This is a genomic window from Streptomyces sp. NPDC058773 (assembly GCF_042746015.1).
Classification (GTDB): Bacteria; Actinomycetota; Actinomycetes; order Streptomycetales; family Streptomycetaceae; genus Streptomyces.
Map to the genome: position 1 here is coordinate 1 of NZ_JBHYPE010000072.1, position 25852 is coordinate 25852.

23 protein-coding genes and 1 riboswitch are annotated in these 25852 nt (G+C 72.5%); of the genes, 15 read left to right on the forward strand and 8 right to left on the reverse strand.

What is annotated here, in order from left to right:
• The first annotated feature begins 304 nt into the window (after window positions 1-304).
• The 3 genes from ACFW5B_RS33745 (at window position 305) to ACFW5B_RS33755 (ending at window position 1534) form a co-directional block, all read left to right on the forward strand.
• Window positions 305-622, forward strand: coding sequence for a DUF3618 domain-containing protein (locus ACFW5B_RS33745; RefSeq protein ID WP_386448399.1), 318 nt, complete (start codon window positions 305-307; stop codon window positions 620-622).
• A 113-nt stretch (window positions 623-735) separates the two neighbouring features.
• Window positions 736-1038: a co-chaperone GroES gene (locus ACFW5B_RS33750; protein WP_042155576.1), complete on the forward strand. Its 303-nt coding sequence runs from the start codon at window positions 736-738 to the stop codon at window positions 1036-1038.
• A gap of 70 nt (window positions 1039-1108) precedes the next feature.
• Window positions 1109-1181, forward strand: a riboswitch (guanidine-III (ykkC-III) riboswitch).
• A 32-nt stretch (window positions 1182-1213) separates the two neighbouring features.
• On the forward strand, window positions 1214-1534 hold the full coding sequence (locus ACFW5B_RS33755) for a DMT family transporter (protein ID WP_386448402.1): 321 nt from the start codon (window positions 1214-1216) through the stop codon (window positions 1532-1534).
• A gap of 80 nt (window positions 1535-1614) precedes the next feature.
• Here the strand turns inward: ACFW5B_RS33755 and ACFW5B_RS33760 are convergent, their stop codons facing one another.
• On the reverse strand, window positions 1615-3810 hold the full coding sequence (locus tag ACFW5B_RS33760; RefSeq protein WP_386448405.1) for a transglycosylase domain-containing protein: 2196 nt from the start codon (window positions 3808-3810) through the stop codon (window positions 1615-1617).
• A 333-nt stretch (window positions 3811-4143) separates the two neighbouring features.
• On the opposite strand from ACFW5B_RS33760, the gene ACFW5B_RS33765 reads away from it, so the two are divergent.
• From ACFW5B_RS33765 to ACFW5B_RS33780, 4 genes are all read left to right on the forward strand, one after another.
• The gene (locus ACFW5B_RS33765; protein WP_386448408.1) at window positions 4144-4941 is read left to right on the forward strand and encodes an ABC transporter permease; all 798 of its coding nucleotides are present in this window, start codon (window positions 4144-4146) and stop codon (window positions 4939-4941) included.
• 76 nt (window positions 4942-5017) lie between these two features.
• Window positions 5018-5782, forward strand: a complete 765-nt coding sequence (locus tag ACFW5B_RS33770) for an ABC transporter permease (RefSeq protein ID WP_386448456.1) — start codon at window positions 5018-5020, stop codon at window positions 5780-5782.
• A 72-nt stretch (window positions 5783-5854) separates the two neighbouring features.
• Window positions 5855-6880: an ATP-binding cassette domain-containing protein gene (locus ACFW5B_RS33775; RefSeq protein ID WP_386448411.1), complete on the forward strand. Its 1026-nt coding sequence runs from the start codon at window positions 5855-5857 to the stop codon at window positions 6878-6880.
• Between the two features lie 9 nt (window positions 6881-6889).
• Window positions 6890-7570 carry a DUF1707 domain-containing protein gene (locus tag ACFW5B_RS33780; protein WP_386448414.1) on the forward strand — a complete coding sequence of 227 codons (681 nt, stop codon included), beginning with the start codon at window positions 6890-6892 and terminating at the stop codon, window positions 7568-7570.
• 26 nt (window positions 7571-7596) lie between these two features.
• Here the strand turns inward: ACFW5B_RS33780 and ACFW5B_RS33785 are convergent, their stop codons facing one another.
• Window positions 7597-8907: an SGNH/GDSL hydrolase family protein gene (locus ACFW5B_RS33785; protein WP_386448417.1), complete on the reverse strand. Its 1311-nt coding sequence runs from the start codon at window positions 8905-8907 to the stop codon at window positions 7597-7599.
• A gap of 280 nt (window positions 8908-9187) precedes the next feature.
• Here ACFW5B_RS33785 and ACFW5B_RS33790 point away from each other — a divergent pair, with 280 nt between their 5' ends.
• From ACFW5B_RS33790 to ACFW5B_RS33805, 4 genes are all read left to right on the forward strand, one after another.
• Window positions 9188-10522 (forward strand): DUF445 domain-containing protein, encoded by a 1335-nt coding sequence (locus tag ACFW5B_RS33790; RefSeq protein ID WP_386448420.1) that lies wholly within the window; start codon window positions 9188-9190, stop codon window positions 10520-10522.
• A 67-nt stretch (window positions 10523-10589) separates the two neighbouring features.
• Window positions 10590-11375 carry a class E sortase gene (locus tag ACFW5B_RS33795; RefSeq protein WP_386448423.1) on the forward strand — a complete coding sequence of 262 codons (786 nt, stop codon included), beginning with the start codon at window positions 10590-10592 and terminating at the stop codon, window positions 11373-11375.
• A 43-nt stretch (window positions 11376-11418) separates the two neighbouring features.
• Complete coding sequence (locus ACFW5B_RS33800) at window positions 11419-11652, forward strand: DUF3311 domain-containing protein (RefSeq protein WP_386448426.1); 234 nt, start codon at window positions 11419-11421, stop codon at window positions 11650-11652.
• On the forward strand, window positions 11649-13235 hold the full coding sequence (locus ACFW5B_RS33805) for a sodium:solute symporter (protein ID WP_386448429.1): 1587 nt from the start codon (window positions 11649-11651) through the stop codon (window positions 13233-13235). The genes ACFW5B_RS33800 and ACFW5B_RS33805 overlap by 4 nt, the downstream gene beginning before the upstream one ends.
• Here the strand turns inward: ACFW5B_RS33805 and ACFW5B_RS33810 are convergent.
• From ACFW5B_RS33810 to ACFW5B_RS33820, 3 genes are all read right to left on the reverse strand, one after another.
• Window positions 13213-14181: an SCO0930 family lipoprotein gene (locus ACFW5B_RS33810; protein ID WP_386448432.1), complete on the reverse strand. Its 969-nt coding sequence runs from the start codon at window positions 14179-14181 to the stop codon at window positions 13213-13215. The two genes, ACFW5B_RS33805 and ACFW5B_RS33810, sit on opposite strands and share 23 nt — an antisense overlap.
• A gap of 191 nt (window positions 14182-14372) precedes the next feature.
• Complete coding sequence (locus tag ACFW5B_RS33815) at window positions 14373-15917, reverse strand: NADH-ubiquinone oxidoreductase-F iron-sulfur binding region domain-containing protein (RefSeq protein WP_386448435.1); 1545 nt, start codon at window positions 15915-15917, stop codon at window positions 14373-14375.
• Window positions 15914-16666: a hypothetical protein gene (locus tag ACFW5B_RS33820; RefSeq protein ID WP_386448438.1), complete on the reverse strand. Its 753-nt coding sequence runs from the start codon at window positions 16664-16666 to the stop codon at window positions 15914-15916. Before ACFW5B_RS33820 ends, ACFW5B_RS33815 begins: the two co-directional genes overlap by 4 nt.
• Before the next feature lie 578 nt (window positions 16667-17244).
• Here ACFW5B_RS33820 and ACFW5B_RS33825 point away from each other — a divergent pair.
• Window positions 17245-18045, forward strand: a complete 801-nt coding sequence (locus ACFW5B_RS33825; RefSeq protein ID WP_362605116.1) for a helix-turn-helix domain-containing protein — start codon at window positions 17245-17247, stop codon at window positions 18043-18045.
• A 621-nt stretch (window positions 18046-18666) separates the two neighbouring features.
• Here the strand turns inward: ACFW5B_RS33825 and ACFW5B_RS33830 are convergent.
• From ACFW5B_RS33830 to ACFW5B_RS33840, 3 genes are all read right to left on the reverse strand, one after another.
• The gene (locus ACFW5B_RS33830; protein WP_386448459.1) at window positions 18667-20127 is read right to left on the reverse strand and encodes a DUF1996 domain-containing protein; all 1461 of its coding nucleotides are present in this window, start codon (window positions 20125-20127) and stop codon (window positions 18667-18669) included.
• A gap of 209 nt (window positions 20128-20336) precedes the next feature.
• Entirely contained in the window at window positions 20337-20984 is a 648-nt protein-coding gene (locus tag ACFW5B_RS33835) for a DUF4142 domain-containing protein (protein WP_386448441.1), read from the reverse strand.
• A 211-nt stretch (window positions 20985-21195) separates the two neighbouring features.
• Complete coding sequence (locus tag ACFW5B_RS33840; protein ID WP_386448443.1) at window positions 21196-23091, reverse strand: AMP-dependent synthetase/ligase; 1896 nt, start codon at window positions 23089-23091, stop codon at window positions 21196-21198.
• Window positions 23092-23253: 162 nt separating this feature from the next.
• Here ACFW5B_RS33840 and ACFW5B_RS33845 point away from each other — a divergent pair, with 162 nt between their 5' ends.
• The 3 genes from ACFW5B_RS33845 (at window position 23254) to ACFW5B_RS33855 (ending at window position 25730) form a co-directional block, all read left to right on the forward strand.
• Complete coding sequence (locus ACFW5B_RS33845) at window positions 23254-23559, forward strand: DUF6412 domain-containing protein (protein ID WP_386448446.1); 306 nt, start codon at window positions 23254-23256, stop codon at window positions 23557-23559.
• 93 nt (window positions 23560-23652) lie between these two features.
• Window positions 23653-24735 (forward strand): membrane protein insertase YidC, encoded by a 1083-nt coding sequence (yidC, locus tag ACFW5B_RS33850; protein WP_386448449.1) that lies wholly within the window; start codon window positions 23653-23655, stop codon window positions 24733-24735.
• 137 nt (window positions 24736-24872) lie between these two features.
• The gene (locus ACFW5B_RS33855; RefSeq protein WP_386448452.1) at window positions 24873-25730 is read left to right on the forward strand and encodes a fumarylacetoacetate hydrolase family protein; all 858 of its coding nucleotides are present in this window, start codon (window positions 24873-24875) and stop codon (window positions 25728-25730) included.
• Window positions 25731-25852: the final 122 nt, after the last annotated feature.

Consider the following 25852-nt stretch of genomic DNA (forward strand, 5'->3'; position numbering starts at 1 on the left):
CGTGCTGTGGGCACTCTTGCGTGACGGACGGATCTTCACCTCCGCCCCGCCGGTCACGCAAGCGGCTTGATTTCATCATTGAGACTCCTTAGGTGGACCTGTACGCCCCCGACATTAGCCAGCCGGGGTGTGGCGCGGTGCCGGGGCCGCCTCGGGGGCGCGAAACGGGGGTGCTGTGGGGCGTGTGGGGGGCCGAGCTGACAGACTGTCCATGACGAATCGGCAGTCAGTGGTGTGGCCGGTTCCGTACGGGGCCTCGTGCCCGGTCCCGTACGCAACGGCACGAGACGACGGAGGCAGCGCGGTGGCGGAGGCCAGGACCCCGGCGCAGATCGAGGCGGACATCGTCCGCAGGCGGCAGGAGCTCGCCGTCACGCTCGACGAGATCGGTGTGCGGCTGCACCCGAAGACGATCATGGATGACGCGAAGGCGAAGGCCGCGGCGGCCGTCGACCGTACGGCGGGGCGGGCCTATGTGGCCGCCAACCGCGCGGTGACGGACGTCCGGGCGCAGCTGGTGTCGGAGGACGGAGTGCCGCGGCTGGAGCGGATCATTCCGGTGGCGATGATCGGCGTGGCCGTGGTGGGCCTGCTGACGCTGCGCGCCAAGCGGCGCCGCTAGGGTTCCCGGGCCCCGGCGCGGCCCGCGGTGCGTGCCGGGCGTCGCCGGGCAGGTACGGTCGTGCCGTGAGCCCGAATAACGCCAAGGACACCCACGACAAGCTGCCGATCCGGATGCTGCACGACCGTGTGCTGGTCCGGACGGACATCCCCGAGGGCGAGCGCCGCTCGACCGGGGGCATCGTCATTCCCGCGACCGCTGCGGTCGGCCGCCGCCTGGCCTGGGCCGAGGTGGTCGCCGTCGGGCAGAACGTGCGGACCGTGGAGGTCGGGGACCGGGTGCTGTACGACCCGGAGGACCGGGCCGAGGTCGAGGTGCGCGGCGTGGCGTACGTGCTGATGCGGGAGCGCGATCTGCATGCGGTGGCCGCGGAGCGGCTGGAGGGCGCGGAGGACTCGACCGGGCTGTACCTGTAGCCCTGTCCGTAAGTCGTTGACCGTTCCCGTAGGGGGGTCTCGCGGGCGGTGACCGGGGTCACCGCCCGTTTCGCTGCCCTTTGCTAGCCTCGGGACACACCCGACGAGACGCGCCGTACCGGGTCAGGACAAGACGACGCACCCCTGTTGAAGCACGTTTCGCGGAGGTGCCGTCATGGCCTGGATGCTGCTGTTGGTCGCCGGTCTGCTGGAGGTCGGCTGGTCGGTCGGGATGAAGTTCACCGACGGTTTCACCCGGCTGTGGCCCAGTGTGTTCACCGGCGCGGGCATCGTTGCCAGCATGCTGCTGCTCTCGTACGCGGCCCGGACCCTGCCGATCGGTACCGCCTACGGCGTGTGGGTCGGCATCGGGGCGGCCGGGGCGGCGGTGCTCGGCATGACGGTGCTCGGCGAGCCGGCCACCACGGCCCGGATCTTCTTCATCGTGCTGCTGCTCGTGGCGGTGGTCGGGCTCAAGGCGACGTCGGGGCACTGACGGAGGGCGGACGGCCGGACGGCCGGACGGCCGGAGTGCCGGTCCCCGTCAACGAGTGCGCCGATCACGGCCGCGCGCCGCTATCCGTCCCATCGCCACAGCTGCCGCTCCAGGTCCTCGCTCTGCGGCTGCACCGTGGGGAAGTCGTCGGTGGGCGGGGTGCTCGGCGCGGGCACGGACGGGAGAGTGGGGGTGGGCGGTTCGGCGGTCGGCCGGGTGGGTGCCGCGGTGGGCGGGAGCGGGCCGGTGGGCGCGTCGCTCGGGCCGTCGGACGGGCTGCCCGAGGCGCTGGGCGACAGCGAGTCGCTGCCCGACGGCTCGGGCGACGACGGCTCGGCGCCCTCCTCCAGCCGCAGGTCGAAGTCGCGGACCGGGCGCCCGTTCAGCGCGGCCGCGGTGTAGTCGGCCCAGATCTGGGCGGGGTAGTCGCCGCCGTTGACCCGCGACAGGCCGCCCGCGCCGTACAGCGGCTCCTGTGCGGCGGTCTCCGGGTTCTGGCCCAGTACGGCGACCACGGTGGCGAGTTCGGGCGTGTAGCCCGCGAACCAGGCGGCCTTGTCCTCTTCGGCGGTGCCCGTCTTGCCGGCCGCGGGCCGCCCGGCGCCCTGGGCGGCGGTGCCGGTGCCGCCGTCGACGACGCCCCGCAGGATCGAGGTGGTGGTGTCGGCGGCCGTCCTGGGCACCGCGGCGGTCTCCTCGCGCTCCGGCAGCTCGACTTCCTCGTCGTCCTTGGTGACCTTGTCGACCAGGGTGTAGGGGCGGTGGGTGCCGTGGCCGGCGAGGGTGGCGTAGGCCTGGGTCATGCTCAGCACGCTGGGGGTGGCGGTGCCCAGCGAGACGGCGCCCTGGGAGGAGGCGAGGCTGGGGGTGTCGGCGGGGATGCCCAGGGCGACGGCGGTGGCCTTGACCTTGGCGGGGCCGACGTCGATGCCCATCTGCGCGTAGACGGCGTTGACGGACTTGTCGGTGGCCTCGGTGACGGTGATCGGGCCGTAGGAGCGGTCGTCCTCGTTGGCGGGCGCGAAGCCGGTGGGGCGGCCGTGACGGACCGTCATCCGCTTGTTGGTGCCGTCGTAGACGGTGTTCGGGGTGATCCGGTCGCCGTCCTGGGTGGTGGAGCGGTGCTGTACGGCGGAGGCGAAGACGAGCGGCTTGAAGGTGGAGCCGACCTGGTAGTCGCTGCGGGTGGCGCCGTTGACGTACTGCTTGGCGTAGTCGATCCCGCCGTAGAGGGCGACGACCCGGCCGGTCGCGGGGTCGATGGAGGCGCCGCCGGCCCGGACGGAGCGGTCCACCTCCCGGGAGTCGTCGAGCCGGTCCATCACCCGGGTGTTGACCGCTTTGACGAAGGCGTTCTGGCGCTTCTTGCTGATGGTGGTGGTGATGCGGTAGCCGCCGCCGCGCAGGGTGTCCTCGTCGAGGACGTGGTGGCCGGTGAGGTAGTTCTTGACCGCCTCGACGAGGTAGCCGCGCTGGCCGGAGAGGCCGGGGGACGGCTTGGCGGGCCGGGTCGCGGGGAATTCCAGCGCGGCCCGCTCGCCGGGGTCGAGCCACTTCTTGGTGACCATGCCGTCCAGCACGTAGTTCCAACGCGCCAGTACCCGCGCCCGGTTCTCGGGATGGGCGGTGAGGTCGAAGGCGCTGGGGGCGTTGAGCAGCGAGGCGAGGTAGGCGCCCTGGGCGGTGGTCAGCGCTTCCGCGTCGCGGCCGTAGTAGGACCGGGCGGCGGCCTGGATGCCGTAGGCATTGCGGCCGTAGTAGCTGGAGTTGAGGTAGCCCTCCAGGATGTTGTCCTTGCTCACCTCGCGGTCCAGCTTGATGGCGATGAAGAACTCCTTGGCCTTGCGGGTCAGGGTCTGTTCCTGGCCGAGGTAGTAGTTCTTCACGTACTGCTGGGTGATGGTGGAGCCGGACTGCTTGCCCTTGCCGGTCAGGGTGTTCCAGGCGGCCCGGACCATCGCGGCGGGGTCGACCGCGGACTCGGAGTAGAAGTCGCGGTCCTCGGCGGCGAGTACGGCCTGCTGGACGGCCTTCGGAATCCGGCTGAGGGTGACGTTCTGCCGGTTGACCTCGCCGTCGTGGGCCAGCTCGGAGCCGTCGGAGTAGAGGTAGACGTTGCTCTGGGCCTTGGCGGCGCTGTTGGCCGGCGGGATGCCGACGAGCAGATAGCCGGCGATCATTCCGCCGACGATGAGCAGCAGGAACAGCAGCACGGTGCCCAGCACCGCGCGCCAGGTGGGGAGGACACGGCGCCAGCCCGTGCGTTGTCCGCTCATGTCGGTATGGACTCCTCGGCCGCCGCCGGGGGTTGTACCGCGGCGGCGGATGCGTGTCGGGGTTGCGCGCGGTACGCCGGAAGAGCAACTGCCGCCCGTGGGCAAACTCTCGCATCATGCGTCCCGGTCAGCGGGGGTGGCGCGCACCGCGGACCGCCACCTGACCGGCTGAATGGCGCCCACGGCTCACCCGAAACGGTGATAATTCGATGGTGCCCGTCGTGCCCGGGACCTAGGCTCCGGTGTTTTGCGCAACCGGCGAGATCGGGCCGGTGCGCCCGGAGAGAGCGGTTTTCGCGCGTCCGGCGACAACGGGGCTGGGGGGAACGCGGCGTGGTGTACGCGGCGGTGGCGGCCGGCAGCTTCCGGCGGTACGCCACCTATCGGATCGCCACCGCGGCGGGGGTGTTCACCAATACCGTCTTCGGCTTCATCATCGCCTCCACCTACCTCGCGCTGTGGCACGAGCGGCCGCATCTGGGCGGCTACGACCAGGCGCAGGCGCTGACGTTCGTGTGGACCGGGCAGGCGCTGCTGGCCACCGCGGCCATGATGGGCGGCGGTGTGCTGGACGAGCTCCAGGAGCGGATTCGCAGCGGCGACATCGCGGTGGACCTCCACCGGCCCGCCGATCTCCAGCTGTGGTGGCTGGCCGCGGATCTGGGGCGGGCCGGGCTGCAGCTGATCGGCCGCGGGGCCGTGCCGCTGGCGGTGGGCGCGCTGGCCTTCCCGCTGGCGCTGCCCGGCGACGCGCTGACCTGGGGCTGCTTTCTGCTGTCGGTGCTGTTCGGGGTGCTGGTGAGTTTCGCGCTGCGGTACCTCGTCGCGCTGGCGTCGTTCTGGCTGCTCGACGGGTCGGGGCTGGCCATGATCAGCGGGCTGGCCGGGATGTTCTTCACGGGGATGGTGCTGCCGCTGCGGGTCTTCCCCGGCGGCTTCGGGGAGGCCGTCCAGCTGCTGCCGTGGGCGGCGGTCCTGCAGGTGCCGGCCGATGTGCTGATGGGTGTCCGCACCGGGGACGGGCTGGTGCGGGGGCTGGTCTTCCAGGCGGTGTGGGCGGCGGCGCTGCTGGCGCTGGGCCGGCTGGTGCAGTCGGCGGCGACCCGCAAGGTGGTGGTGCACGGTGGCTAGAGCACGGACGGCGGTGCGGTCCGGGCGCGGCCGGGCGGTGGTGCAGGGGCTGGCCGCGTACGGGCTGATCGTACGGATGTGGGTGCGGGCCACCCTGGCCTACCGGGCCTCGTTCGTGATGATGGCGGTCGGCAGCTTCGCGGCGAACGCGCTGGACTTTGTCGCGATCATGCTGATGTTCTCGCAGATCGACGCGCTCGGCGGCTTCTCGCTGCCCGAAGTGGCCTTCCTGTACGGGACGTCCGGGATCGCGCTGGGCCTGGCGGACCTGCTGCTGGGCAGCATCGAGGGGCTGGGCCTGCGGATCCGGGACGGCACCCTCGACACCCTGCTGCTGCGCCCCGTACCGGTCTTCGCGCAGATCGCGGCGGACCGGTTCGCGCTGCGGCGGGTGGGCCGGATCACCCAGGCGCTGCTGGTGCTCGGCTGGGCGCTGCCCCGGGTCGAGGTGGACTGGACGGCGGGCCGGGTACTGATGGTGCCGCTGATGGCGGTGTGCGGTACGGCCATCTTCGCGGCGGTCTTCACCGCCGGGGCCGCCTTCCAGTTCTGGGCGCAGGACGCGGCCCAGGTGCAGAACTCCTTCACCTACGGCGGCAATGCGCTGCTCCAGTACCCGCCGACGGTGTTCGCCAAGGAGCTGGTGCGCGGGGTCACCTACCTCGTGCCGCTGGCCTTCGTGAACTGGCTGCCCGCGCTGCGGCTGCTGGGCCGCCCCGACCCGCTGGGGCTGCCGGGCTGGGTGGACTTCCTGGGGCCGGTGGTGGCGGCGCTGATGTGTTCCGGGGCGGGGCTGGCGTGGCGGACGGGGCTGCGGGCCTACCGGAGCACGGGCAGCTGACGGCGCCTCATGGGGCGGGCGGCGGGCACGACGCGTACGGGACACGGCCGGAACGGGAGAGGAGTGGGCGTGATGAGCGGTGGAGCCGCTGCGGAACAGCTGATCGAGGTCGACGGGGTCGAGAAGGTCTTCTCGGTACGGCGCCGGGCGGGCCGGCTGCGGCGGGTGCGCCGGGAGGTCCGGGCCGTCGACGGTCTCTCCTTCCGGGTGCCGCGCGGCGAGATGGTCGGCTGCATCGGGCCGAACGGCGCCGGGAAGTCCACCACGATCAAGATGCTGACGGGCATCCTCGTGCCCAGCGGCGGCCGGCTCCGGGTCGCCGGCATCGACCCGGCGCGGGAGCGGACCCGGCTGGCCCGCCGGATCGGGGTGGTCTTCGGGCAGCGCACCACGCTGTGGTGGGACCTGCCGCTGCGGGACTCCTACGAGCTGGTGCGGCGGATGTACCGGGTCCCGGACGCCGCCTACCGCGCCAATCTGGAGCGCTGTGTCGAACTGCTGGACCTGGGGCCGCTGCTGGCCGTGCCGGTACGGCAGCTGTCGCTGGGCCAGCGGATGCGCGGCGACATCGCGGCGGCGCTGCTGCACGACCCGGAGGTGCTGTACCTGGACGAGCCCACCATCGGGCTGGACGTCATCAGCAAGGCGAAGGTCCGGGAGTTCCTGCGCGAGGTGAACGCCGAGCGGGGCACCACGGTCCTGCTGACCACCCATGACCTGACCGATATCGAGCAGCTGTGCCGCCGGGTGATCGTCATCGACCACGGTCACTCGGTCTACGACGGCGGCCTCGACGGGCTGCGGGCGGCCGGCGAGGGCGAGCGGACGCTGGTGGTGGACCTGGCGCGGGAACTGCCGCCGATCGAGGGGGTACCGGGCGCCCGTACGGTCCGGGTGGAGGGGCCCCGGCAGTGGCTGGCGTTCCCGGCGTCGCAGAGTGCGGCGCCGCTGGTCGCGGCGGTCGCCGCCCGCTGTCCGCTGGTGGACCTGTCGGTGCGGGAGCCGGACATCGAGACCCTGATCGCCGAGCTGTACGCGGGCGGCGGGGCCCGGCGGGATGTCGCCGGGAGCGGCCGCAATACGGGCGACGCCCTCTAATCTGTCGGTATGGCTGAAGACCTCCCGGATTTGCGCGCTTCCGACACCGACCGTGAGCGGGTCGCCGAGATCCTGCGGGACGCCCTGGCGGAGGGGCGGCTGGCGATGGAGGAGTTCGACGAGCGGCTCGACGCGGCGTACCGGGCCCGCACGTACGGGGAGTTGGAGCCGCTCACCGCCGACCTGCCGGCCGCCGCGCAGGCCCCGGCGCCCCTGTCACTGCGCAAGGAGAGCGGGGCGACGGCGGCCTGGTCGGAGCGGATCGTCAGCGGCACGGACGGTTCCACGGCGGGCATCGGCATCCTGGGCGGCTTCCAGCGCAAGGGCCGCTGGACGATCGGCCGTCGCTTCACGGCGGTCTGCTTCATGGGCGGCGGCGAAATGGACCTGCGCGAGGCGCAGTTCGCCGGCCCGGAGATCGTCATCACCTGCTGGGCGCTCATGGGCGGGGTGAACATCGTGGTGCCGCCCGGCGTCGAGGTCGAGATGCGCGGAATCGGCATCATGGGCGGCTTCGATGCCCGCGAGGACGAGACCCCGCTCGAACCCGGCGCGCCCCGCCTCATCGTCAAGGGCCTGGCCCTGATGGGCGGTGTCGGCGTCGAACGCAAACTCCCCCGCGCCGAGCGCCGCCGCCAGAAGGAGGAACGCCGCCGCCTCAAGGAGGAACGGCGGAGGGAGCTGGACTAGACAGGCCCCGGGCTGCTCCGTCAGGGTTACAGCGCGGCCGGGGCCGACTGCTTGAGGTGGGTGAGGTTGACGGCGTTGGCCATGGCGCGGAAGCCCTCGTCGCTCGGGTGGAGGTGGTCGCCGGAGTCGTAGGAGGGGCGCAGCCGTACCGGTGCCGTGGGGTCGCGGAGGGCCTTGTCGAAGTCCACGACCTCGTCGTAGACGGTGCCGGAGCGAATGATCCGGTTGACCTGCTCCCGTACCGAATTCAGCTGGTCGGAGTAGCCGCGGTGGCCACCGAACGGCGTAAGGGTGCTGCCGGTGACGCGCAGTCCGCGGCCGTGTGCCTCGCGGACGATCTGCCGCATACCGGCGACGATCTTCTCCGGGTCGAGCTGGCGCGGGGTCTTGAACAGGTCGTTCAGCCCGATCTCGACGATCACCGCCTTCACCCCGGTACGGGACAGCGCGTCGCGCTCCAGCCGGGACAGCACGCTGGGCCCGTTGTTCGGGGAGAACTTGCTGCCGTTGACCAGCAGCCGGTTGCCGCTGATGCCCTGGTTGAGGACGCCGTAGCGGGGCGCGCCGGGCTCGTTGCGCAGCCTGGCCGCGAGGAAGTCCGTCCAGCGGTGGTTGGCGCCGGCGGTGGAGGTGATGCCGTCGGTGATCGAGTCGCCGATCGCGACGACCGAGCCGCGGGCCTGGGTGCTCCAGACGTCCACGCCGGTCAGGTACCGCCAGTACGGGCTCTGCTCGGTGTAGGCGGCGCCGGTGGCGTCCTCGGCCCGGTCGCCGCGCGCCAGGTAGGACGTCTGCCGGGCGTACGGGTGGTAGGTGGCGGGGCCCGAGGGGGACGGCGAGTAGGTGGTGACCAGCAGGTCCGCGTCGCCGGGCACCTTCAGCCGGGTCGGGTCGCTGGTGACCGCGCCGCCCGCCGGGATGGTCACCGCGGGCTTCCCGCCGAACGACAGCCGGCGCATGGTGCCGCTGGCGGCGGTGGGGTTGCTGGGGGCCGCGGCCAGCGCCAGCGAGGCATGGCTGACCACCAGCGGGCGGGTGCCGTAGAGGTTGGACAGCTGGATGCGGACGCCGGAGCCGCCGACGCTGGTGTGCACGACGTTGCGGATCGACATCCCCGCGTAGCCGTTCAGGGTGCCGGGCTCGGCCGCCGCGGCGGCCGCCGACCAGGTACCGACCCACTGGCCGGAGACCGCGGGGGCCGCGGGGTCGCGGGGCTTGTGCGGGGAGCTGCCCGGACCGCCGCTCTCGCCGCCGAAGCCGACGAATATCGCGGTCGAGATCAGCACCACCACTGCTGCCAGACCGGCGAGCAGGGAGTAACCCACACTTTTCTTCATGCGGGAGGGGTCTCCTGGGTAAAGCGGAGCAGCACGCTCCGGGCGGGCAAGGGCAGCGGATGATCAGCGGCACCGTTGCGGTCCGATCGGTCCTTCATGATCCCACGGACCTCGGGAGCGCCGCCCGGCGCCCCGCTCGATGCCTCCACGTCATGGACGCGGGGAACTCGTGGTTCGTTCCAGGAGTAGGTCACAGTGGGATGACGGCCTGACGGTGGCCGACGTGCGGAGCAGGATAGGCCGTAGGAACGGCGGGGGCACGGTGGGAGCGGTGGAGCGGATGGAACGCACAGGAGCGGACACGGCGCCGAAGACGGAGCGGGCGCCGGTGGCGGCCGGGCCGGTGCCGGGCGGGTTCGCCGCCGGTGTCGCCGACGAGGAGCGCCGGCGCGCGGTGCGCCGGATGAAGGCGCTGGCCACGGGCCTGCTGCTGGCCGTCGCCGTGGTCTATGTCCTGGCGAAATGGGCCGGATCCGCCGGGGCGGGTGGCTGGACGGGATATGTCGCGGCGGCGGCGGAGGCCGGGATGGTCGGTGCGCTGGCCGACTGGTTCGCGGTCACCGCGCTGTTCAAGCGGCCGATGGGGCTGCCGATTCCGCACACCGCGATCATTCCCACCAAAAAGGACCAACTGGGGCAGAGTCTGGGTGATTTCGTCGGGGAGAACTTCCTCTCCGCCGAGGTCGTCCGCCGCCGGCTGCGCTCCGTCGGCGTCGGCCGGCGGCTCGGCGGCTGGCTCGCCGAGCCCAGGAACGCCGACCGGGTCACCGCCGAGCTGTCCACCGCGCTGCGCGGCGCGCTGACCGTGCTGCGCGACTCCGATGTGCAGGCGGTGGTCGGTGAGGCCATCACCCGCCGCGCGGACGCCCAGGAGATCGCGCCGGGGCTCGGCACCCTGCTGGACAAGGTCGTCGCGGAGGGCGGCCACCGCCGGGTGGTGGATCTGCTCGTCGCCCGCGCCCACGACTGGCTGGTCCTGCACGGCGATTCCGTCATGAGCGCGGTCTCCGGCGGCGCACCGGGGTGGACCCCGCGGTTCGTCGACCGCAAGGTGGGCGACCGGGTCTACAAGGAGTTGCTGCGCTTCGTCACCGAGATGCGGGACATGCCCGAGCATCCGGCGCGCGGCGCGATCGACCGCTTCCTGCGGGACTTCGCCGACGATCTGCAGTCCGACCCCGGCACCCGGGCCAAGGTCGAGCGGCTGAAGTCCGAGGTGCTGGGGCGCGCCGAGGTGCAGGATCTGATCGCCTCGGCCTGGGGCTCGATCCGCGCGCTGATCGTCGCCGCCGCCGAGGACGAGCGCAGCGAACTCCGGCTGCGGGTACGGGCGGCGCTGCTGTCCCTGGGCCGGCGGCTGGCCGGCGAGGAGCGGCTGCAGGCCAAGGTGGACGGCTGGCTGGAGGGCGCGGCCGTCTATGTGGTGACGACCTACCAGAGCGAGATCACCTCCCTGATCAGCGACACCGTCGCGGGCTGGGACGCCGAGCACACCTCGAAGAAGATCGAGGCGCACATCGGCCGGGACCTCCAGTTCATCCGCATCAACGGCACCGTCGTCGGCGCCCTGGCCGGGCTGTGCATCTACGCCGTCTCGCAGGCCTTCGGCGGCTGACCCCGACCGGCCGGACGGTGCCCGCACGCCTCTGGAGACCTGCGCCCGCAGGGCTTACCGTGCCCGCGTGCGGGAGCGGATACCGGTAGTCGTGCAGGGGCGGCGCCCCCGCCGCTCCGGTGCCGTGCGGGCGCTGTGGACGGGGGCGGAGCTGGCGGTGACGCTCGGCGCCGTCCTGCTGCTGCTCGTCGTCCACCAGCTGTGGTGGACGAACCGTCAGGCGCAGGACGCGGCGCGGGACCAGGTGGGCCGGCTGGAGCGGCAGTGGGACGCCCGGCCGCCGGCGCCCGGCCCGGACCCGGCGCCCGGGGACGCCCGCACGGGCGCGCGGACCGCCCCGAGCACCCCGCCGTCCGGCCCGCCCGCCCACCGCGCCGGGAGCCGGACACCGGCGCCCCCGGAGAACCGCGCCTACGCCGTCCTGCGCATCCCCCGGATCGGGCTCACCGCCCCCGTCGCCGAAGGGGTCGGCAAGTCCGCGGTCCTCAACCGGGGCTACGTCGGCCACTATCCGCACAGCGCGCAGCCCGGCCGGGCCGGCAACGCCGCGCTGGCCGGGCACCGCAACACCCACGGCGAGCCGTTCCGCCGCCTCGGCCGGCTGCGCCCCGGCGACACCGTCCTCGTCGACACCGCCGAGGCCCGCTACACCTACACCGTGCGGCGCACCCTGCCCCGGACCACCCCCGGCGACGGCACGGTCCTCGCCGCGGTCCCGTACAGCGCCGTGCACCCCGCCTACCGCTTCACCGCCCCCGGCTCCTACCTGACCCTGACGACCTGTACGCCGGAGTACACCTCCACCTACCGGCTGGTGGTCTGGGCCGTGTTGCGGTCGACACAGTCCCGGTGAGCGCGGCCCGGCGACCCTGCGCAACGCCCTAGGCTCTCGACTCGTGCGAAATCAGACCTCCGGTGACCGGCCCCCGGGTTCGAGAAGGCGTCCCGCGCTGCTGTGGCTGCTGCTGCCGTATGTGCTGTTCCTGGTGGTGCTGCCGCTGGTGAACCGGGTCACCCCGACCGTGCTCGGGCTGCCGTTCCTGTTCTTCTGGATGCTGCTGGCGACGCTGGCCACGCCGCTCGCGGTGTGGCTGGCCCGGCGCGGCGACCGGGCGCGGAGTCGGATATGAACGCCGCCGTCTCCACCGCCGTCTTCGGCGGCTTCATGGTGCTCACCGTCGTCCTCGGCCTGCTCGCGGTGCGGGGGAAGCGCACGGAACGGGGGAGGCCCGCGGGGCTCGCGGAGTGGTCGGTGGGCGGCCGCAGCCTGGGCACCGTCTTCATCTGGGTGCTGATGGCCGGTGAGAGCTATACGAGCTTCAGCTATCTCGGCGCGGCCGGCTGGGGCTACCGGTTCGGTGCCCCGGTGCTCTACGTCCTGGCCTACATGTCATGCGGCTATGCACTGGGGTACGTCGTCGGGCCGATGCTGTGGGCCTACGCCCGCCGGCACGGACTGGTCGGGATCACCGACATGATCGCGCACCGCTACCGCGCGCCCTGGCTCGGCGCCGCCGTCGCCCTGCTCGCCACGGTCTGTCTGCTGCCCTACATCCAGCTCCAGATCACCGGCATGGGCGTGGTCGTCTCGACCCTCTCCTACGGCGCCATCAGCATCAACTGGGCCTATTTCCTGGGCTTCGCGGTCACCACCGGCTTCGTGGTGATCAGCGGGCTGCGTGGCAGCGCCTGGGTCTCGGTGCTCAAGGACGTCCTCGTCATCGGCACCCTCGGCTTCCTCGCGGTCTATGTGCCGCTGCACTACTTCGGCGGCTACGGGCCCTTCCTGGACCGGATCGTCGCCGAGAAGCCGCAGTGGCTGACGTTCCCCGGGCACGCCTCGGGCGGACTGGGCCAGGTGTGGTTCGTCACCACCACCCTCGTCAACTCCCTGACCGTGGTCATCTTCCCGACGACCGTGGCCGGCTATCTCGGCGCCCGCAACGCGGAGGCGCTGCGCCGCAACGCCCTCTGCCTCCCGTTCTACAACGTGTTGCTGTTCGTGCCGATGCTGCTGGGGATGGCGGCGCTGTTCGTGGTGCCCGGCCTGGCCGGCGCGGACTCCGATCTGGCGCTGTTCAAGATGGTGGTGGACTCCCTTCCGGCCTGGGCCGTGGGGTTGGTCGGGGTGGCCGCCGCCCTCTCCTCCATCGTGCCGATGGCCGTGTTCATGCTGGTCATCGGCACGATGTGGGGGAGGAGCGTGCTGGGCGCGATCCCTCGTCTCAACAAGGGCGCGGCCGGGGCGGCCCCCGCGGACGGGGGAGGGGGGACCGGCGGTCGCCAGAAGCTGTGGTCGCAGCTGGTCGTGGTGGTGGCCGGGGCGCTGGCGCTGCTGCTGACCTACACCGCCCCCGAGACCCTCGTCCGGCTGTCCCTGATCTCGTACGAGGGCATGGCGCAGCTCGTGCCGATGCTGCTGCTGGGGCTGGTGTGGCGGCGGCTGACGCTGCACGCCGCGGTGAGCGGCCTGGTGGCGGGCTTCACGCTGGTCTGTGTCCTGGTCTTCGGGGGACACGACCCGGTGTGGGGGATGAACGCGGGGCTCGTCGGGCTCGCCGTGAATGTGGCGGTGGCGCTCCTGGTCACCTGGCTGGGGCCGCGCGCCGCGGACGCGCGGGCGGACGCCGAGGTGCTGGCGCTGGAGGACGAGTTCCCGTGCGACGGGGTGCCGTCGCGGGGCGGTCCGGTCAGCCCTCCGGTGTCGTCGTGACCTTCTTGCCCTCCTTGGAGACCGCGAACCACAGGCCCATCTTGCCCTGGCCGTTGATGTCCCCGGGCTGCTCGTCGCCGGTGAACCAGTAGACCGGCCAGCAGTCGACGGCCAGCTGACGGGTGCCGTCGGGGCGGGTGACGGTGGAGATGAGCTTGGGGGCGATGCCCTTGAGCTTGGAGCGGTCGGCGGGCTTGGCGGGCTTCCAGGTGTCCAGACAGGCGTCGTTGCAGCCGAACTTCATCGGCCAGGCGCTGTCCTTGTTGAAGCGGTAGAGGGTGCGGCCCTTGCCGTCGACGAGGATGCCGCCGAGGTCGGGGTGGTTGAACACCGAGACGTCCGAGGGCTCCTGGGTGCCGGCCTTCTTGCCGTCGGGGGCCAGCGCGTTCCAGGTGCCGCCGACGCCCTGGCCCTTGGTGTCACCGGCCTGGGTGTCCTTGATGTAGCGGTAGGCGGGCCAGCCGCCGATGGTGAGCTGCTTGACGCCGTCGGCGCGGGTGACCGAGCCCAGCTTGCTCTTGTCGATACCGGCCGGGGCGTTGGCGCCGTTGGCGGGGACCGGGGGCCAGGTGGTGGCGCAGGACCCGTTGCAGTTGGACTTGGCGGGGTCCGGGGTGTCCTTGTCGAAGCGGTAGAGGGTCATGCCCTTGGCGTCGGTCACGATCGTGCCGATCTTGGCGTCCTGGTTCAGTTTCAGCTTTCCGGCGGCGGGCGCGGCCTTGGGGGCCTTGCCGCCCGCCTCGGTGCCGCCCGCCTGGCCGCCGTAGCCGTTGTCGCCCGAACCGCCGGAGGAGCCGTAGGCGTTGGTGCCCTGGCCGGCGGGCTGGACGTTGTCCGCGCTGGTGGTGCCGGGGGCGCTCTGGGTGCCGCTGCTGCCGCAGGCGGTGGTCAGTGCCAGGGTGGCGACCGCGGCGGCCGCGAGCGCCGCACGACGTCGATTGATCATGATGTCTCCTCTGCCGATGGGTGGTTCCGTGGCTTGCTGAGGTGGTGACCGAGTTGCCCGTCCGGGCGCCCGCTCCGCTCCCGACCGGGCGCCGGCGGGGTGCCGTCGCCCGGGGAATACGCGCTGCGGGGGGCCGGGCGTTCAACGGCACCGAAGAATTTTCTCCGGGCGCAAAAGCCCTGCGTGGTACGTCAGTTGCCGCCCTGTACCCGCATTGCGAGCGCGGGGCAGCGGCGCACCGCGAGCTGGGCGCGGCGCCGCATCCGGGCCGGCAGCGGCATGCTGGCGGACTGCGGATAGCCGTCCGCGCCGAGCTTCACGACGCCGGGCACGACGTCGGCGCACAGGCCGTGGCCGCGGCACAGCGTCCAGTCGACCAGCAGCCGTTCCTGCGGCGGCGCGGGCGCCCGCTCCGGGGCGGGGGCGGGGGCGGTGACGGCCAGCGGCGGATTCCCCGTGACCGGCAGGGCCCCGGTCACCGGGCGGCCGCAGCCGAACCCCTGCGCATGGCGCTCGAATTCCTCCGGGAAGGACCGGAGCGCCGACGCGACGAAGCGTGCGGTGCCGTCCGGGTGGCTGCACGCGCCGCGCTTCTCCACGGCCCGCATACGCGCCTGTACGGCCTCCAGGGCGCTCTCCCCGCCGCCCCGTACGGCGCGGTCGAGCTGGTCGGCGAGCGCGGGCAGGCCGAGCACACAGGGCCCGCACTGGCCGGCGGACTCGGCGGCCATCCACTGCGCCACGCGCACCGTCTCCCCCGCGGGACAGGTGTCGTACGGGATCGGCAGCACCGCCCCGGCGCCGAGTACCGCGTTGTACTCGGCCAGCGACTCCTTCGACAGGTTCGCGGTCAGCGCGTCCGCCGGGGAGATGAAGGTGCCGTGGTAGCCGCCGATCAGCACGCCCTGCCCCTGGTCCATGCCGCACAGTGCCAGCACCCGGGCCAGCGAGACGCCGTAGGGGACCTCCACGACCCGGTTGCCGGCGACGGTCAGCAGCAGGGTGCCGGGCTCGGTGGGCAGGCCGGTGGTGCGGTAGCCGAGCGCGCCGAGGCGGGCGGCCACGGCCAGTTGGGCGTAGGTCTCGGTGTTCGACAGCAGGGTCGGCACACCGTTCAGGCCGCGCTCGCTGGAGCGGATCTTGCGGCCCGAGGGCAGGCCGGGGCCGCCGCCCAGCCCGTTCGTCATGGCGGAGCCCTCACCGGTGACGAACCGCTCGGTGAGGAGGGTGACCCGTAAAGCCGGCCGGACCGGGCCGCGTTCGTCGATGGCGCGCTGCACGGAGGTCAGGACGTCCGTACGGGTCACCCCCAGAGCGACCTCCTGGGCGCCGAGCGCGTCGGCGGCCAGCAGCGCGCCGTCCAGCACCAGATGCGGGGCGTGCAGCAGCAGCGCGGTGTCCTTGAGGCAACTGGGCTCGCCCTCGCTGCCGTTGACGACCACCGCGCCCTTGCCGTCCGCGCGCTGCATCCCGTCGAGGACGGCCGTCAGCTTGCGGGCGAAGGGGAAGCCCGCACCGCCGCGGCCGCGCAGATCGATGTCCTCGGCCAGCGCCACCAGCTCCTGGGAGGTGAGCTGGGGGAGGCTGCCGTGCCGGGACAGGTGGGCCACCCGGTCCATCCGGGGTATCTCGTCGAGGCCGGCCAGCAGCCGCGGCGGTCCGAAGGACGCCAGCGTCGGTACGGGCTCCGCCTCGGCGAGGGCCGGCAGCAGTTGGGTGGGGGCGGGGGCGGTCATGGGAGTTCTCCTGTGTTCCTGCGTGCGTCGCGCAGCCGCAGGGCGAGTCGTACGGCCACCCCCGTGAGGCAGATGGCATATCCGGCGACGGCCCAGCCGGCCGCCGCACGGCCGGACTTGAGGCCGTGCACCAGGGCGAGTCCCCAGGCGAGGTAGGCGCACATGTGCAGCGCGCGCCACCAGCGGGCTCCGGTCAGTCCGGTGAAGGCGCCGCGTACCGCGCCGGTCACCGCGACGGCGATGAACGTGTAGGCGGCGAGCGTGCCCAGGCCGATCAGCCCCGGGCGGGCAACGTCGGTGAACGGCACCGCGGCGGCCGCGGTGCTGGTGTGGTCCTCGGCTATCTTCACCCAGATGTGCAGGCCGAGGAAGCCGAGGCCGGCGACGGCGGTGCCGCGGTGCACGGCCTGGGCGAGCAGCCGGTGGCCCGAGTGCAGCACCATCCGGTCGGTGGCGGCCAGGCCCCACAGCACGGTGACCGACAGCGAGACCAGCGCGAGGACTCCGGCGCCGAAGTCCAGGAAGCGCATGAGGGTGTCCGCCGCGCCGGAGTGCAGCGTGACGGCGAGGAAGAGCAGCAGTGCGGCCGGAAGCGCCGGACGGAGTACGGCGGTTCCGGCGAAGCCGCCGCCGGGGGCCCGCCGGTCCGGCGGGCCGGGTTCGTTCGGAGGGCGCCGGGGGCGGGGCACAGAAGGCGAGGGCCGGGCGCGGTGTGCGGCGCGGCGGCTCTGCAGACGCGGTGCGGACATCGGACCTCCCGGTGTCGGGGCACGGGTGCGGGATGCGAATTTCTATGAAATCTCCCGGGGGTGCTATTTGCCCGTCGCTTTTGTTCGGGTGACCCCCGGTAACACTGAACATTCTGTAACCGGCTGGATACGCAGGGCCGTAATCCGGATGTGCAAAAGCATCTCCGAACGCGTTCAGGCTTTCGTAAGGTTTATCGCGCTGTGACAAATTCCTGCACTGGCATCGCGGTCGCGCGGGGGGACTCCGGATGATGCCGACTCAGGCGCACGGGGAAGCGCCAATCCCCTGTACCAGCCGCATCCCCGCCAGGATCGAGGTAGCGATGTGTGATCTCCTGAACCGCATCTGGTCGCGTCCCCGCGGCGAGTGGAACCGGGTAGTGAGAAATGAACTCCCGGATCTCGCCGAGAAGTTGGTCGCGGAGTTGCAACGCGGATTTCCCGCATTGTCCGCACTTCTCGGGGATACTCCCGTAGAAGACGCACATTGGGCACTTGAACAGGCCTTGCTGACAGTTCTGGGGTACCAAAAAGAGTCGGAAAGTAAACCTCCGGCAGTGCCCTCGGTTGTCACACCGATGCCCGTGGCCCGGGCGCGACAGGACCTGTTCGATGTGCTCGCCGGCCAACGAGAGGTACCCGAGGAGGGGTTGCACGAACTGGCCCGTGCGGCGGGCTGGCCGGTGCCCGACACCCTCCAGGCCGTCGTTCTCGCGACCCCCGCCGAGGCGGCCCAACTCGCCGCGGCGCTGGGCCATGCCCTCATCGGCAACGTCGAGGGCTACACCTGTCTGTTCGTGCCCGACCCGGCCACCCAGACCCGGGCCCGCCTGGAGGCGGCGCTCAAGGGCCGCCCCGCGGCGGTCGGTCACGTGGTGCCGGCCACCGACACCGCCTCCTCGCTGCGGTGGGCCCGGTATCTGCTGACGCTGGCCCCCAGCCGGGTCGGCCCCGAGTCGCGGCCCGCGTTCGTCGACGACCATCTGTCGGCGCTGCTGCTGCTCCAGGACGAGTCGCTGGCGGACGCCCTGACCTCCCGCTGGCTCGGCCCACTGGAGGAACTGACGCCCCGGCAGAGCGAACGGCTCGAAGTCACGCTGCTGGCGTGGCTGGAGGGCGGCGGCGCCCCCGAGGCGGCCAAACTGCTGCATGTGCACCCCCAGACGGTCCGGTACCGCTTGCGGCAGATCGAGAAGCTCTTCGGGCCGGTGCTGCGCGATCCGCGCACCCGCTTCGAGCTGGAGATGGCGCTGCGCAGCCGGCGTCTGATGGCCCACGTCCGCAGCTACCGCGCACGGGCCGGCCGCCGCGCCCGCGCCGTCGCGTCCTCCATACGCCCGCTCGGCATGGCCCGTGAGGCCCGCGTCAACGGTCTTTGAGGAAGCCGACGGATGAACCACCGCGCCCCTTGAGCTGACCGCCGTACGGTCCGGCGACGCACCGCCGGCACTCCGCCGGCACCACGGCGCACCCCAGTGGCCCCGCCCGGGAAATCCGGGTCGGGGCCATTGGGTTGTCCTGGTGGGGAAGCCGGGGGAACCGGGGGAGCCGGGGTGGAGGCGCCGGGGTGTCCGCCGGTCCGGGGAGCCCGGACCGGAGCCACTGCGCCGACCTGCCCGGGGAGCCCGTGGCGGGGCCACTGCGTCCTCCCGTCCGGGTCGCCTGGGGCGCACTGCGTCCTCCCGTCCGGTGAGCCCGGCGTGTGCCCACCCGCTTCGTCGCGTCGGGGAAGTCCGGGCCGGTGCCTTCGCATTGCCGCCCCGGGAGTCCGGCCCCGGCCGTCGCGCGGCCCGTTCCGGGAGTCCGGAGCGGGCTCGACTGCGTCCTCCCGCCCCGGACTCCCGGAACGGGCCTCTGCGCCGCGTTCCTCATCCCCCGGGAATTCCCCCCGCCCCCACCGCGTTGGCCGGTCCAGGGGGCCCACAGGCCCCTTAGGGGACGTACCCCCAAGGGGCCCCAGGGTCCATCAGGGAAGCCACCAGGGGCTGCCGGCGGCTCCGTCAGGTGCAGTCGCGGCCGCCGTTGATGCAGTCGACCGCCTTGCTCATCAGGTTGTCCGGCATCACGTTGATGAAGTCACCGTGGTCGGTCACCGGTTTGTGGAGCTGTTCGGGGAAGCTGTCCACCGCGAAGCTCTGGCCCTGCGGGACGTCGTAGGTGATCCGCTGGACCAGCTGCGGGACCGCCTGGAAGCCTTGCGGGCAGGTGCCGTTCTGGTCGGAGAACGCCATGTGGTCGCGGTGGTTGCCGCTGTCGATGTCCCGGCCGTTCCAGCAGTTCTGGAACGCGAAGGTGCGCACGACCTGCGAACCCTCCGGGCACAGCGGGTACTTGTCCTTCAGCTGCCGGTCCTCGAAGCCGGTGCAGCTCCAGGAGGCGTTGGCGTTCTTGGTGCCGTTGGTGAACGCCTTGGCGTCGCCGGTGATGATCTTCAGGAAGCGCGGCATCGCCTGGACCTGGCCGGCCTGGCTGCCCCGGAAGGTCAGGGTCACCGTCGCCGGGGTCAGCGTGGTGCCGACGTTGGCGTCCTGCGCGGCGCCCGGCTTCTGCTCCGCGTTGCCGTCCAGTTTGCGCAGCACCGGCCAGTAGTGGGTGGACTGGTCGCCGTTGTTGCAGGTGGTGTCGGAGGCGGCGAGCTTGTTGTCGTCGGCGAAGGCGTCGGTGGCCTTGTTGCCGACGTAGTCGTGGGTGTGGTGGGCGCCGTTGCTGACGCCCGGGGTCACGATGACGTTGTCGGAGTTGAAGTGGCCGTCCTCATTGCGGCCGCACTCGGTGGTGAAGGTGCCGGTGGAGGCGTTGCCTCCCTTGGGAGCGGCGAACGGCGGGGCGTCCGCGTTCGGCTGGACGTCGTTGATGTCGACGAAGTCGTCGGGGGACGGGCCGCCGGGCTGGCCCTGCTGCTGCCCGCCGTCCTGCGCCTGGCCCGGGTCCTGGCCCTGCACCTGCCCGGGGTCCTGGGTCTGGCCCTGGGTCTCCCCCTGCGTCTGGTTCTGCGGGGTCTGGCCCTGGTACCAGCCGTCCTGCACGGACTTCGTGGAGTCGTTGCCGCCCTCGCCCGCGCCCTCGCTGACGGGCTTCATGGTGCAGCCGCTCATCTTGAGCAGGTAGGCGGGCCGCTTGGCGTCCTTGGCGATCGCGGTGACCATCATCCTGATGGTCCGCTCCCGCTTCGTCTTGAGCCCGCTGAGGACGTTGTCGCCGCTGCCGCCCATCATCGAGTGGTACGCGTCGTGCACCTGCTTGTCGAGCGACGACAGCCCCTTGGAGACCGGGAGCTTGGCGCTGCGGGGCACCTGGCGCAGCCGTTCGCCCACATCGGGGCAGGAGAGCGTGAAGGCGCTCGCGGTGCGCTGGGAATGGCCGGTGGACGCGTCCGGGGCGTTGCTGCCCGCCAGCGCCGTGGTGGCGTAGGCGGCGAGACCGCCGCCGCCGAGCAGCAGGGCGGTGGCGCCGATCAGCATTCTGTTCGTCAAACGCGAGCGTTTATGGGCCTGTTGCCGTTGCCTCATGGGATCACTTCGCTTCGTCCGATGTGAGGGGTGTCGGTTGGTGCGGGTGTCGTGTCTTCCGGTTCGCGGGGTGGTGGGCGCGGTGCGTCCCCCGCCGTGGGCGGGGGTGTCCGCCGTCGTCCGGGCCGGCGACGCCGCCGTGACATGCGGGGCTCCGTGGCCTAGCTGCTGTGCAGGGTGTTGAAGTCGACGCCGCCGGTCTTCTCCAGCGCCGTGATGTGCTGCAGGACGACGTCGTTGGCCCGGTTCGCAAGGGAGCGCACCATCGAGTTCTTGGTCTGGTCGCGGACCAGGGCCACCAGGCCGAAGACCTTGCCGTGGGCGCGGCGCAGCAGCTCGGCGAAGGTCGGGGCGAAGTCGTCGCCCTGGGCGGCGTTCATCTGCGCCAGCCAGCCCTGCTGGTCGGTGTTGGGCTGGTTGGGCAGGGAGATGCCCAGCGCCCGCCCGGCCTCGATCGACCTGCGGTCCAGCTCGGTGTGTCCGGCGACGAGGATGGCGCCGGCCTTGCGGACCGCCGCGGTCTGCCCGCGTTCCTGCGCCTGGCGGCCCGCGGGCAGTTCCCACAGGCCGGCCAGTCTGACCTTCCGTACGAAGTCCCGGTCCATCGCGGTCAGCGGACCGTAACGGGTGTTCACCGTGCCGCCGCCGTCGTCGTCGTAGGTGACCGTGTTGGTCGCCGCGGACGCGGTCTCACCGAAGAGCTGAACGGGCAGCAGCAGCGCCGCGAGCGTGGCCACGAGCGCGGCGACCACCAGTCCGGTGGCGATGGTCCGCCCGGATGTTGCGGAATTGCTGAGGATGGACCGCACAGGGCCTCCAGGATCGTCCGTACTGGAATGCCACCGGACGCTAAACGCCGGGACGGCCCCGTAGTCGTGGGTCCTCACCCCTGGACAAATAACGGCCGGGCCCGCCGCGGCACTGCTACGGTGCCGCGGGCGGGCCCGGCCGGATGCGGGTGACGTGCGCCGGCTTCCGTATGCCCGGCCGGGCCCGTCCAGAGGTGGCCCGTGCGCGTCCTCAGCGCGCGAACAGGCTCTCCGCCGCCCATCTGCGCCGGTCCTGCCGGCTCTCGGGCTCCTCGCGCCGCCCCTGGGCGTACAGGGCCTCGATCTCGGCCGCGTAGCGCCGTACGATCGCCGCCCGCCGCAGCTTCAGCGAGGGCGTCACCAGCCCCGCTTCCTGGCTGAACTCGTCCGGCAGCACCCGGAACGCGCGGATCGACTCGGCCCGGGACACCGACGCGTTCGCCCGCGACACCGCCCGCCGCACCTCGGCCTCCAGCTGCTCCTCCGGTGTCGGCGCGCCGCTGTCCCGGCCGGGCTCCTCGCGGAGCTTGTGCCAGTGCTCCAGGGCCTCCGGGTCCAGCGTGATCAGCGCGGTCACATACGGCCGGTTGTCGCCGACCACCACACACTGCGAGATCAGCGGATGGGCGCACAGCCGCTGCTCCAGCCCCTGCGGGGCCACGCTCTTGCCGTTGCTGGTGATGATGATGTCCTTCTTGCGGCCGGTGATGACGAGATAGCCGTCGTCGTCGAGGTGCCCGAGGTCGCCGGTGGGCAGCCAGCCGTCGTACAGCCCGCTGCCCGGCCCGTCGTCCTCGTCGAGGTAGCCGGCGAACACCACCGCGCCCCGCACCCACACCTCGCCGTCCAGCGCCAGATGCACCGCGCTGCCCGGCAGCGGCAGCCCCACCGTCCCGAACCGCACCCGGCCGGGCGGCTGCACGGTGATCGCGCCGCTGGTCTCCGTCAGGCCGTAGCCGTCGTAGACGGTGATGCCGGCGCCGGAGAACAGCAGCCCCAGCTCCCGGAAGAGCGGTGAACCGCCGGAGACCGCGGTCCGCACCCTGCCGCCCAGCAGCTCCCGGATGCGGGAGTACACCAGCCGGTCGTAGAGCGCGTGCCGGGCCCGCAGGAACGGGTCGGGGCCGCGCCCGCCCTGTGCCTGTGCCGCGAGGGCCTCCGCATAGCGCACCGCCACCGTCATCGCCGCGTCGAACGTCCGCCGCCGGCCCGCCTGTTCCGCGGCCTGCCGGGCGCGGGCGCAGATCTTCTCGAAGACGTACGGCACCGCGAACAGGAACGTCGGGCGGAACGAGGCCAGCGCCGGCAGCAGTTCGTCGGAGGTCACATCGGGCTGGTGGGCGAGCTTCACCCCGCCGCGCAGACACGCCACCTGCACCATCAGCCCGTAGATGTGCGCGAACGGCAGGAACGCCAGCAGCGACGGGCGTTCGCCGGGCGCGGCCAGCAGCCCGCCCCAGCCCGCGTAGAGGGTGTCGCAGCCCGCGGCGAGATTGGCGTGGGTGATCACGCAGCCGCGCGGACGGCCGGTGGTCCCCGAGGTGTAGACGATCGCCGCGATGTCGTCCGGGCCGACCGCGTGCCGCAGCCGGTGCACATCGGCTTCGGTCAGCCGGGTGCCCTCCTCGGTCAGCCGCCGGACGCAGTCCAGGTCCAGCTGCCACAGCCGGCGCAGCGCGGCCCGTTCGTCGCAGGCCTCGGCCACGGTCATGGCCTGCGCCTCGTTCTCCACCACGACCGCGGTGACCTTCGCCCCGGCGAGGATGCCGCGCAGCTGCTCGGCCGAGGCGGTCGGATAGACCGGGACGAGCTGCCCGCCGATCGCCCACACCGCATAGCTGAACAAGGTCCACTCGTACCGCGTACGGGACATCAGCGCGACCCGTGCGCCGGGTCGTATCCCGTCCGCCAGCAGCCCCCTGGCCAGGGCCATGACTTGGTCGCGGAATTCCGCCGCCGACACCTCTTGCCAGCTGCCGGGTGTCTGGTCGTCGCGGCGGGCGAGCTGAGCGAAATCCGGCTGGTGGGCGGCGGTGTCGAAGACCGAGTCGGCAAGACCGCCGGTCCGCAGTGGAGCCGCCAGGGCCGGGACGCTGATGTCGCGCACAGCACCTCCTAGGTGTTCCCCCTTGGTCCCCCTGGTCCGCCGCCGTCCCGGGCGGCAGGGAGGGCAAGTTACCCACCGGCCCCGCGGCTGCCCAGAGTTGTGGCTACTCTTGAGCGGAAGACGACAAGTCTTGACGACCGGACAACCTGAGGAGGACGCCGGATGTACCGCATCGTCGACTCCTGGCGCCTGTACACCTCGGCGCTCCTCTTCGTCCTCGCCGGCTTCCTGCTCAACCAGACCGGTCTCACCACGGCCCTGACCGCCGTCGCGACCACCACCGCGCTGCTGCTCCTGTGCCGCGCCTTCCTGATCGCGGCCGTCGCGCGGCCCGTACCACCGGGCCGTATCCGTACGGCCATCCGCGACCGCGAGCGGCGCACGGCGTTCCTGCCACAACGCGATCCCGACGCGGCCGGCCGCCCGCGTCCCCGGGCACCGGGCCGTCCCCTCCCGACGGCCGCGTAGGCGCACCGGTCCCCGTACCGTCTCCCCGCGTCCGCGCGGCTCGTCACGCCGAATCCACATCCCGGCACGACGAGACCCGTGGAGGGCTCACCCATGTCCATGTTCGGCTTCCTCGGCGATGCGCTGGCGCACGGCGCCGAGTTGATCGCCCCGCTCTTCGGCACCGCGGCCATGGCCGCCGCCATCGTCCTGTTCACCCTGGGGGTCCGCGGCGCACTGCACCCCCTCGCCCGCGCCGCGGCCCGCGGTGAGAAGGCCCGTACGGCGCTCGCCCCACAGCTCGCCGCACTCCAGCGCAAGCACAAGGGCAACCCCGAGCGGCTGCAGAAGGCGACGGCCGACCTCTACGCCGAGACCGGCTCCTCGCCGCTCGCCGGCTGTCTGCCGACCCTGCTGCAACTGCCCGTCTTCTTCGTGATGTACCACCTGTTCTCGACCGGGAGCGGCGGCCTCCTGGACCACACGCTGCTGGGCGCCCCGCTCGCCGGCCACTGGACCGAGGCGCTCGCCGACGGCGGTGTCCTCGGTCCGCAGGGGCTGGTCTACCTGGGCCTGTTCGCGCTGGTCGCGGCGGTCGCCACCTGGAACTACCGGCGTGCCCGCGCCACGATGGCGAAGACCCCGCAGCCGGCCGCGGGCGGCGCCGCGGTGCCCGGGATGGCCTCGATGGCCAAGGTGATGCCGCTGCTGTCCTTCGGCACGCTGATCACCGTGGCGGTGGTGCCGCTGGCCGCCGGGCTGTACATGGTCACGACGACGACCTGGACGGCGTGCGAGCGGGCGCTGCTGCACCGGGCGCGGGGACGTGACCGCGGGGCGGCGGAGGCCGGCACCGGCCCGGCGGGCGGGAAGCCGGGCGCCGCTGGGCGCAAGGCCCCGGGTCCGGTGGTCACGGCGGCGACGGCCGCGACCGGGACCGCTGACGGGGCGCCGGGCGAGCGTGCCGCGCGGCAGCGTACGGCAGCGCAGCGGGCGGACCGGCGCGCGCCGAAGAGCCGCGCGGAGCGTCAGCGGGCGGCCCGCGCACGGGCCAACTCGCAGGCGCGGGGCGGCTCCCGGGCCGGGGCCGACTCCCCTGCCGGAGCCCCCTCCCGCAACGGCTCCCGCCCGTCCGCCGCCCCGGGCACGCCGCCCGCCGACCCGGCTTCCGAGCAGATCAGCACTACCTCTCGGTAACGGTCCAGTCCGTGAACGGGGTCTTGCGGGCTGGACCCCGTTCTTGGACGATCAGCCAAATCGCTCGATGGCCGTCCCCCATCGGCCGGCCCGGACGATCCCTTCCGGGCCGACCTACGACCACGGGAGTTGAACCGATGAAGCTGCTGCGTGTCGGACCGGTGGGGGCGGAACGCCCGGCGCTGCTCGACGGGACCGGGGTCCTGCGGGACCTGTCGTCCCTGGTGCCGGACATCGACGGAACACTGCTCGCCGACGAGGAGAAGCTGACGCGGCTCCGTACCGCCGCCGCCTCCGGCGAACTGCCGCGGCTCGATACGGCCGGGCTGCGCACCGGCCCGCCGCTGGCCCGGATCGGCAAGATCGTCTGCATCGGGCTGAACTACCACGACCACGCCCGGGAGACGGGGGCCACGCCGCCCGACGAGCCGATCCTCTTCATGAAGGCCCCGGACACCGTCGTCGGCCCCGACGACACCGTGCTGGTCCCGCGCGGCAGCGTGAAGACCGACTGGGAGGTGGAGCTGGCCGTCGTCATCGGCCGGACCGCCCGCTACCTGGAGACCGACGCCGAGGCGCTGGCCGCGGTGGCCGGCTACACCGTGGCGCACGACGTCTCCGAACGCGCCTTCCAGATCGAACGCGGCGGCCAGTGGGACAAGGGCAAGAACTGCGAGACGTTCAACCCCCTGGGCCCCTGGCTGGTGACCCCCGACGAGGTACCCGACCCGCAGAACCTCGGCCTGCGACTGTGGGTCAACGGCACGCTGCGGCAGGACGGCACCACCGCCGACCAGATCTTCCCCGTCGCCGAAGTGGTCCGCTACGTAAGCCGCTTCATGACCCTCCACCCCGGCGACATCATCAACACCGGCACCCCGGCCGGCGTCGCCATGGGCCACCCGGAACCCAAGCCGTATCTGCGGGCCGGTGACGTGGTGGAGCTGGAGATCGAGGGGCTGGGGCGGCAGCGGCAATCCCTACGCGACGCGTAGGTTTTTCTTCCCACGTTTTCGGCTTTCCCGCCGTGGTGGTTGCTCGCCGTTTGTGGCCCGCTTCGCGGTGCCCTCGCCGTGTCGCCTGCGGCGGGCGGGGGTCCGCTGCGCGGGGCTGTGGT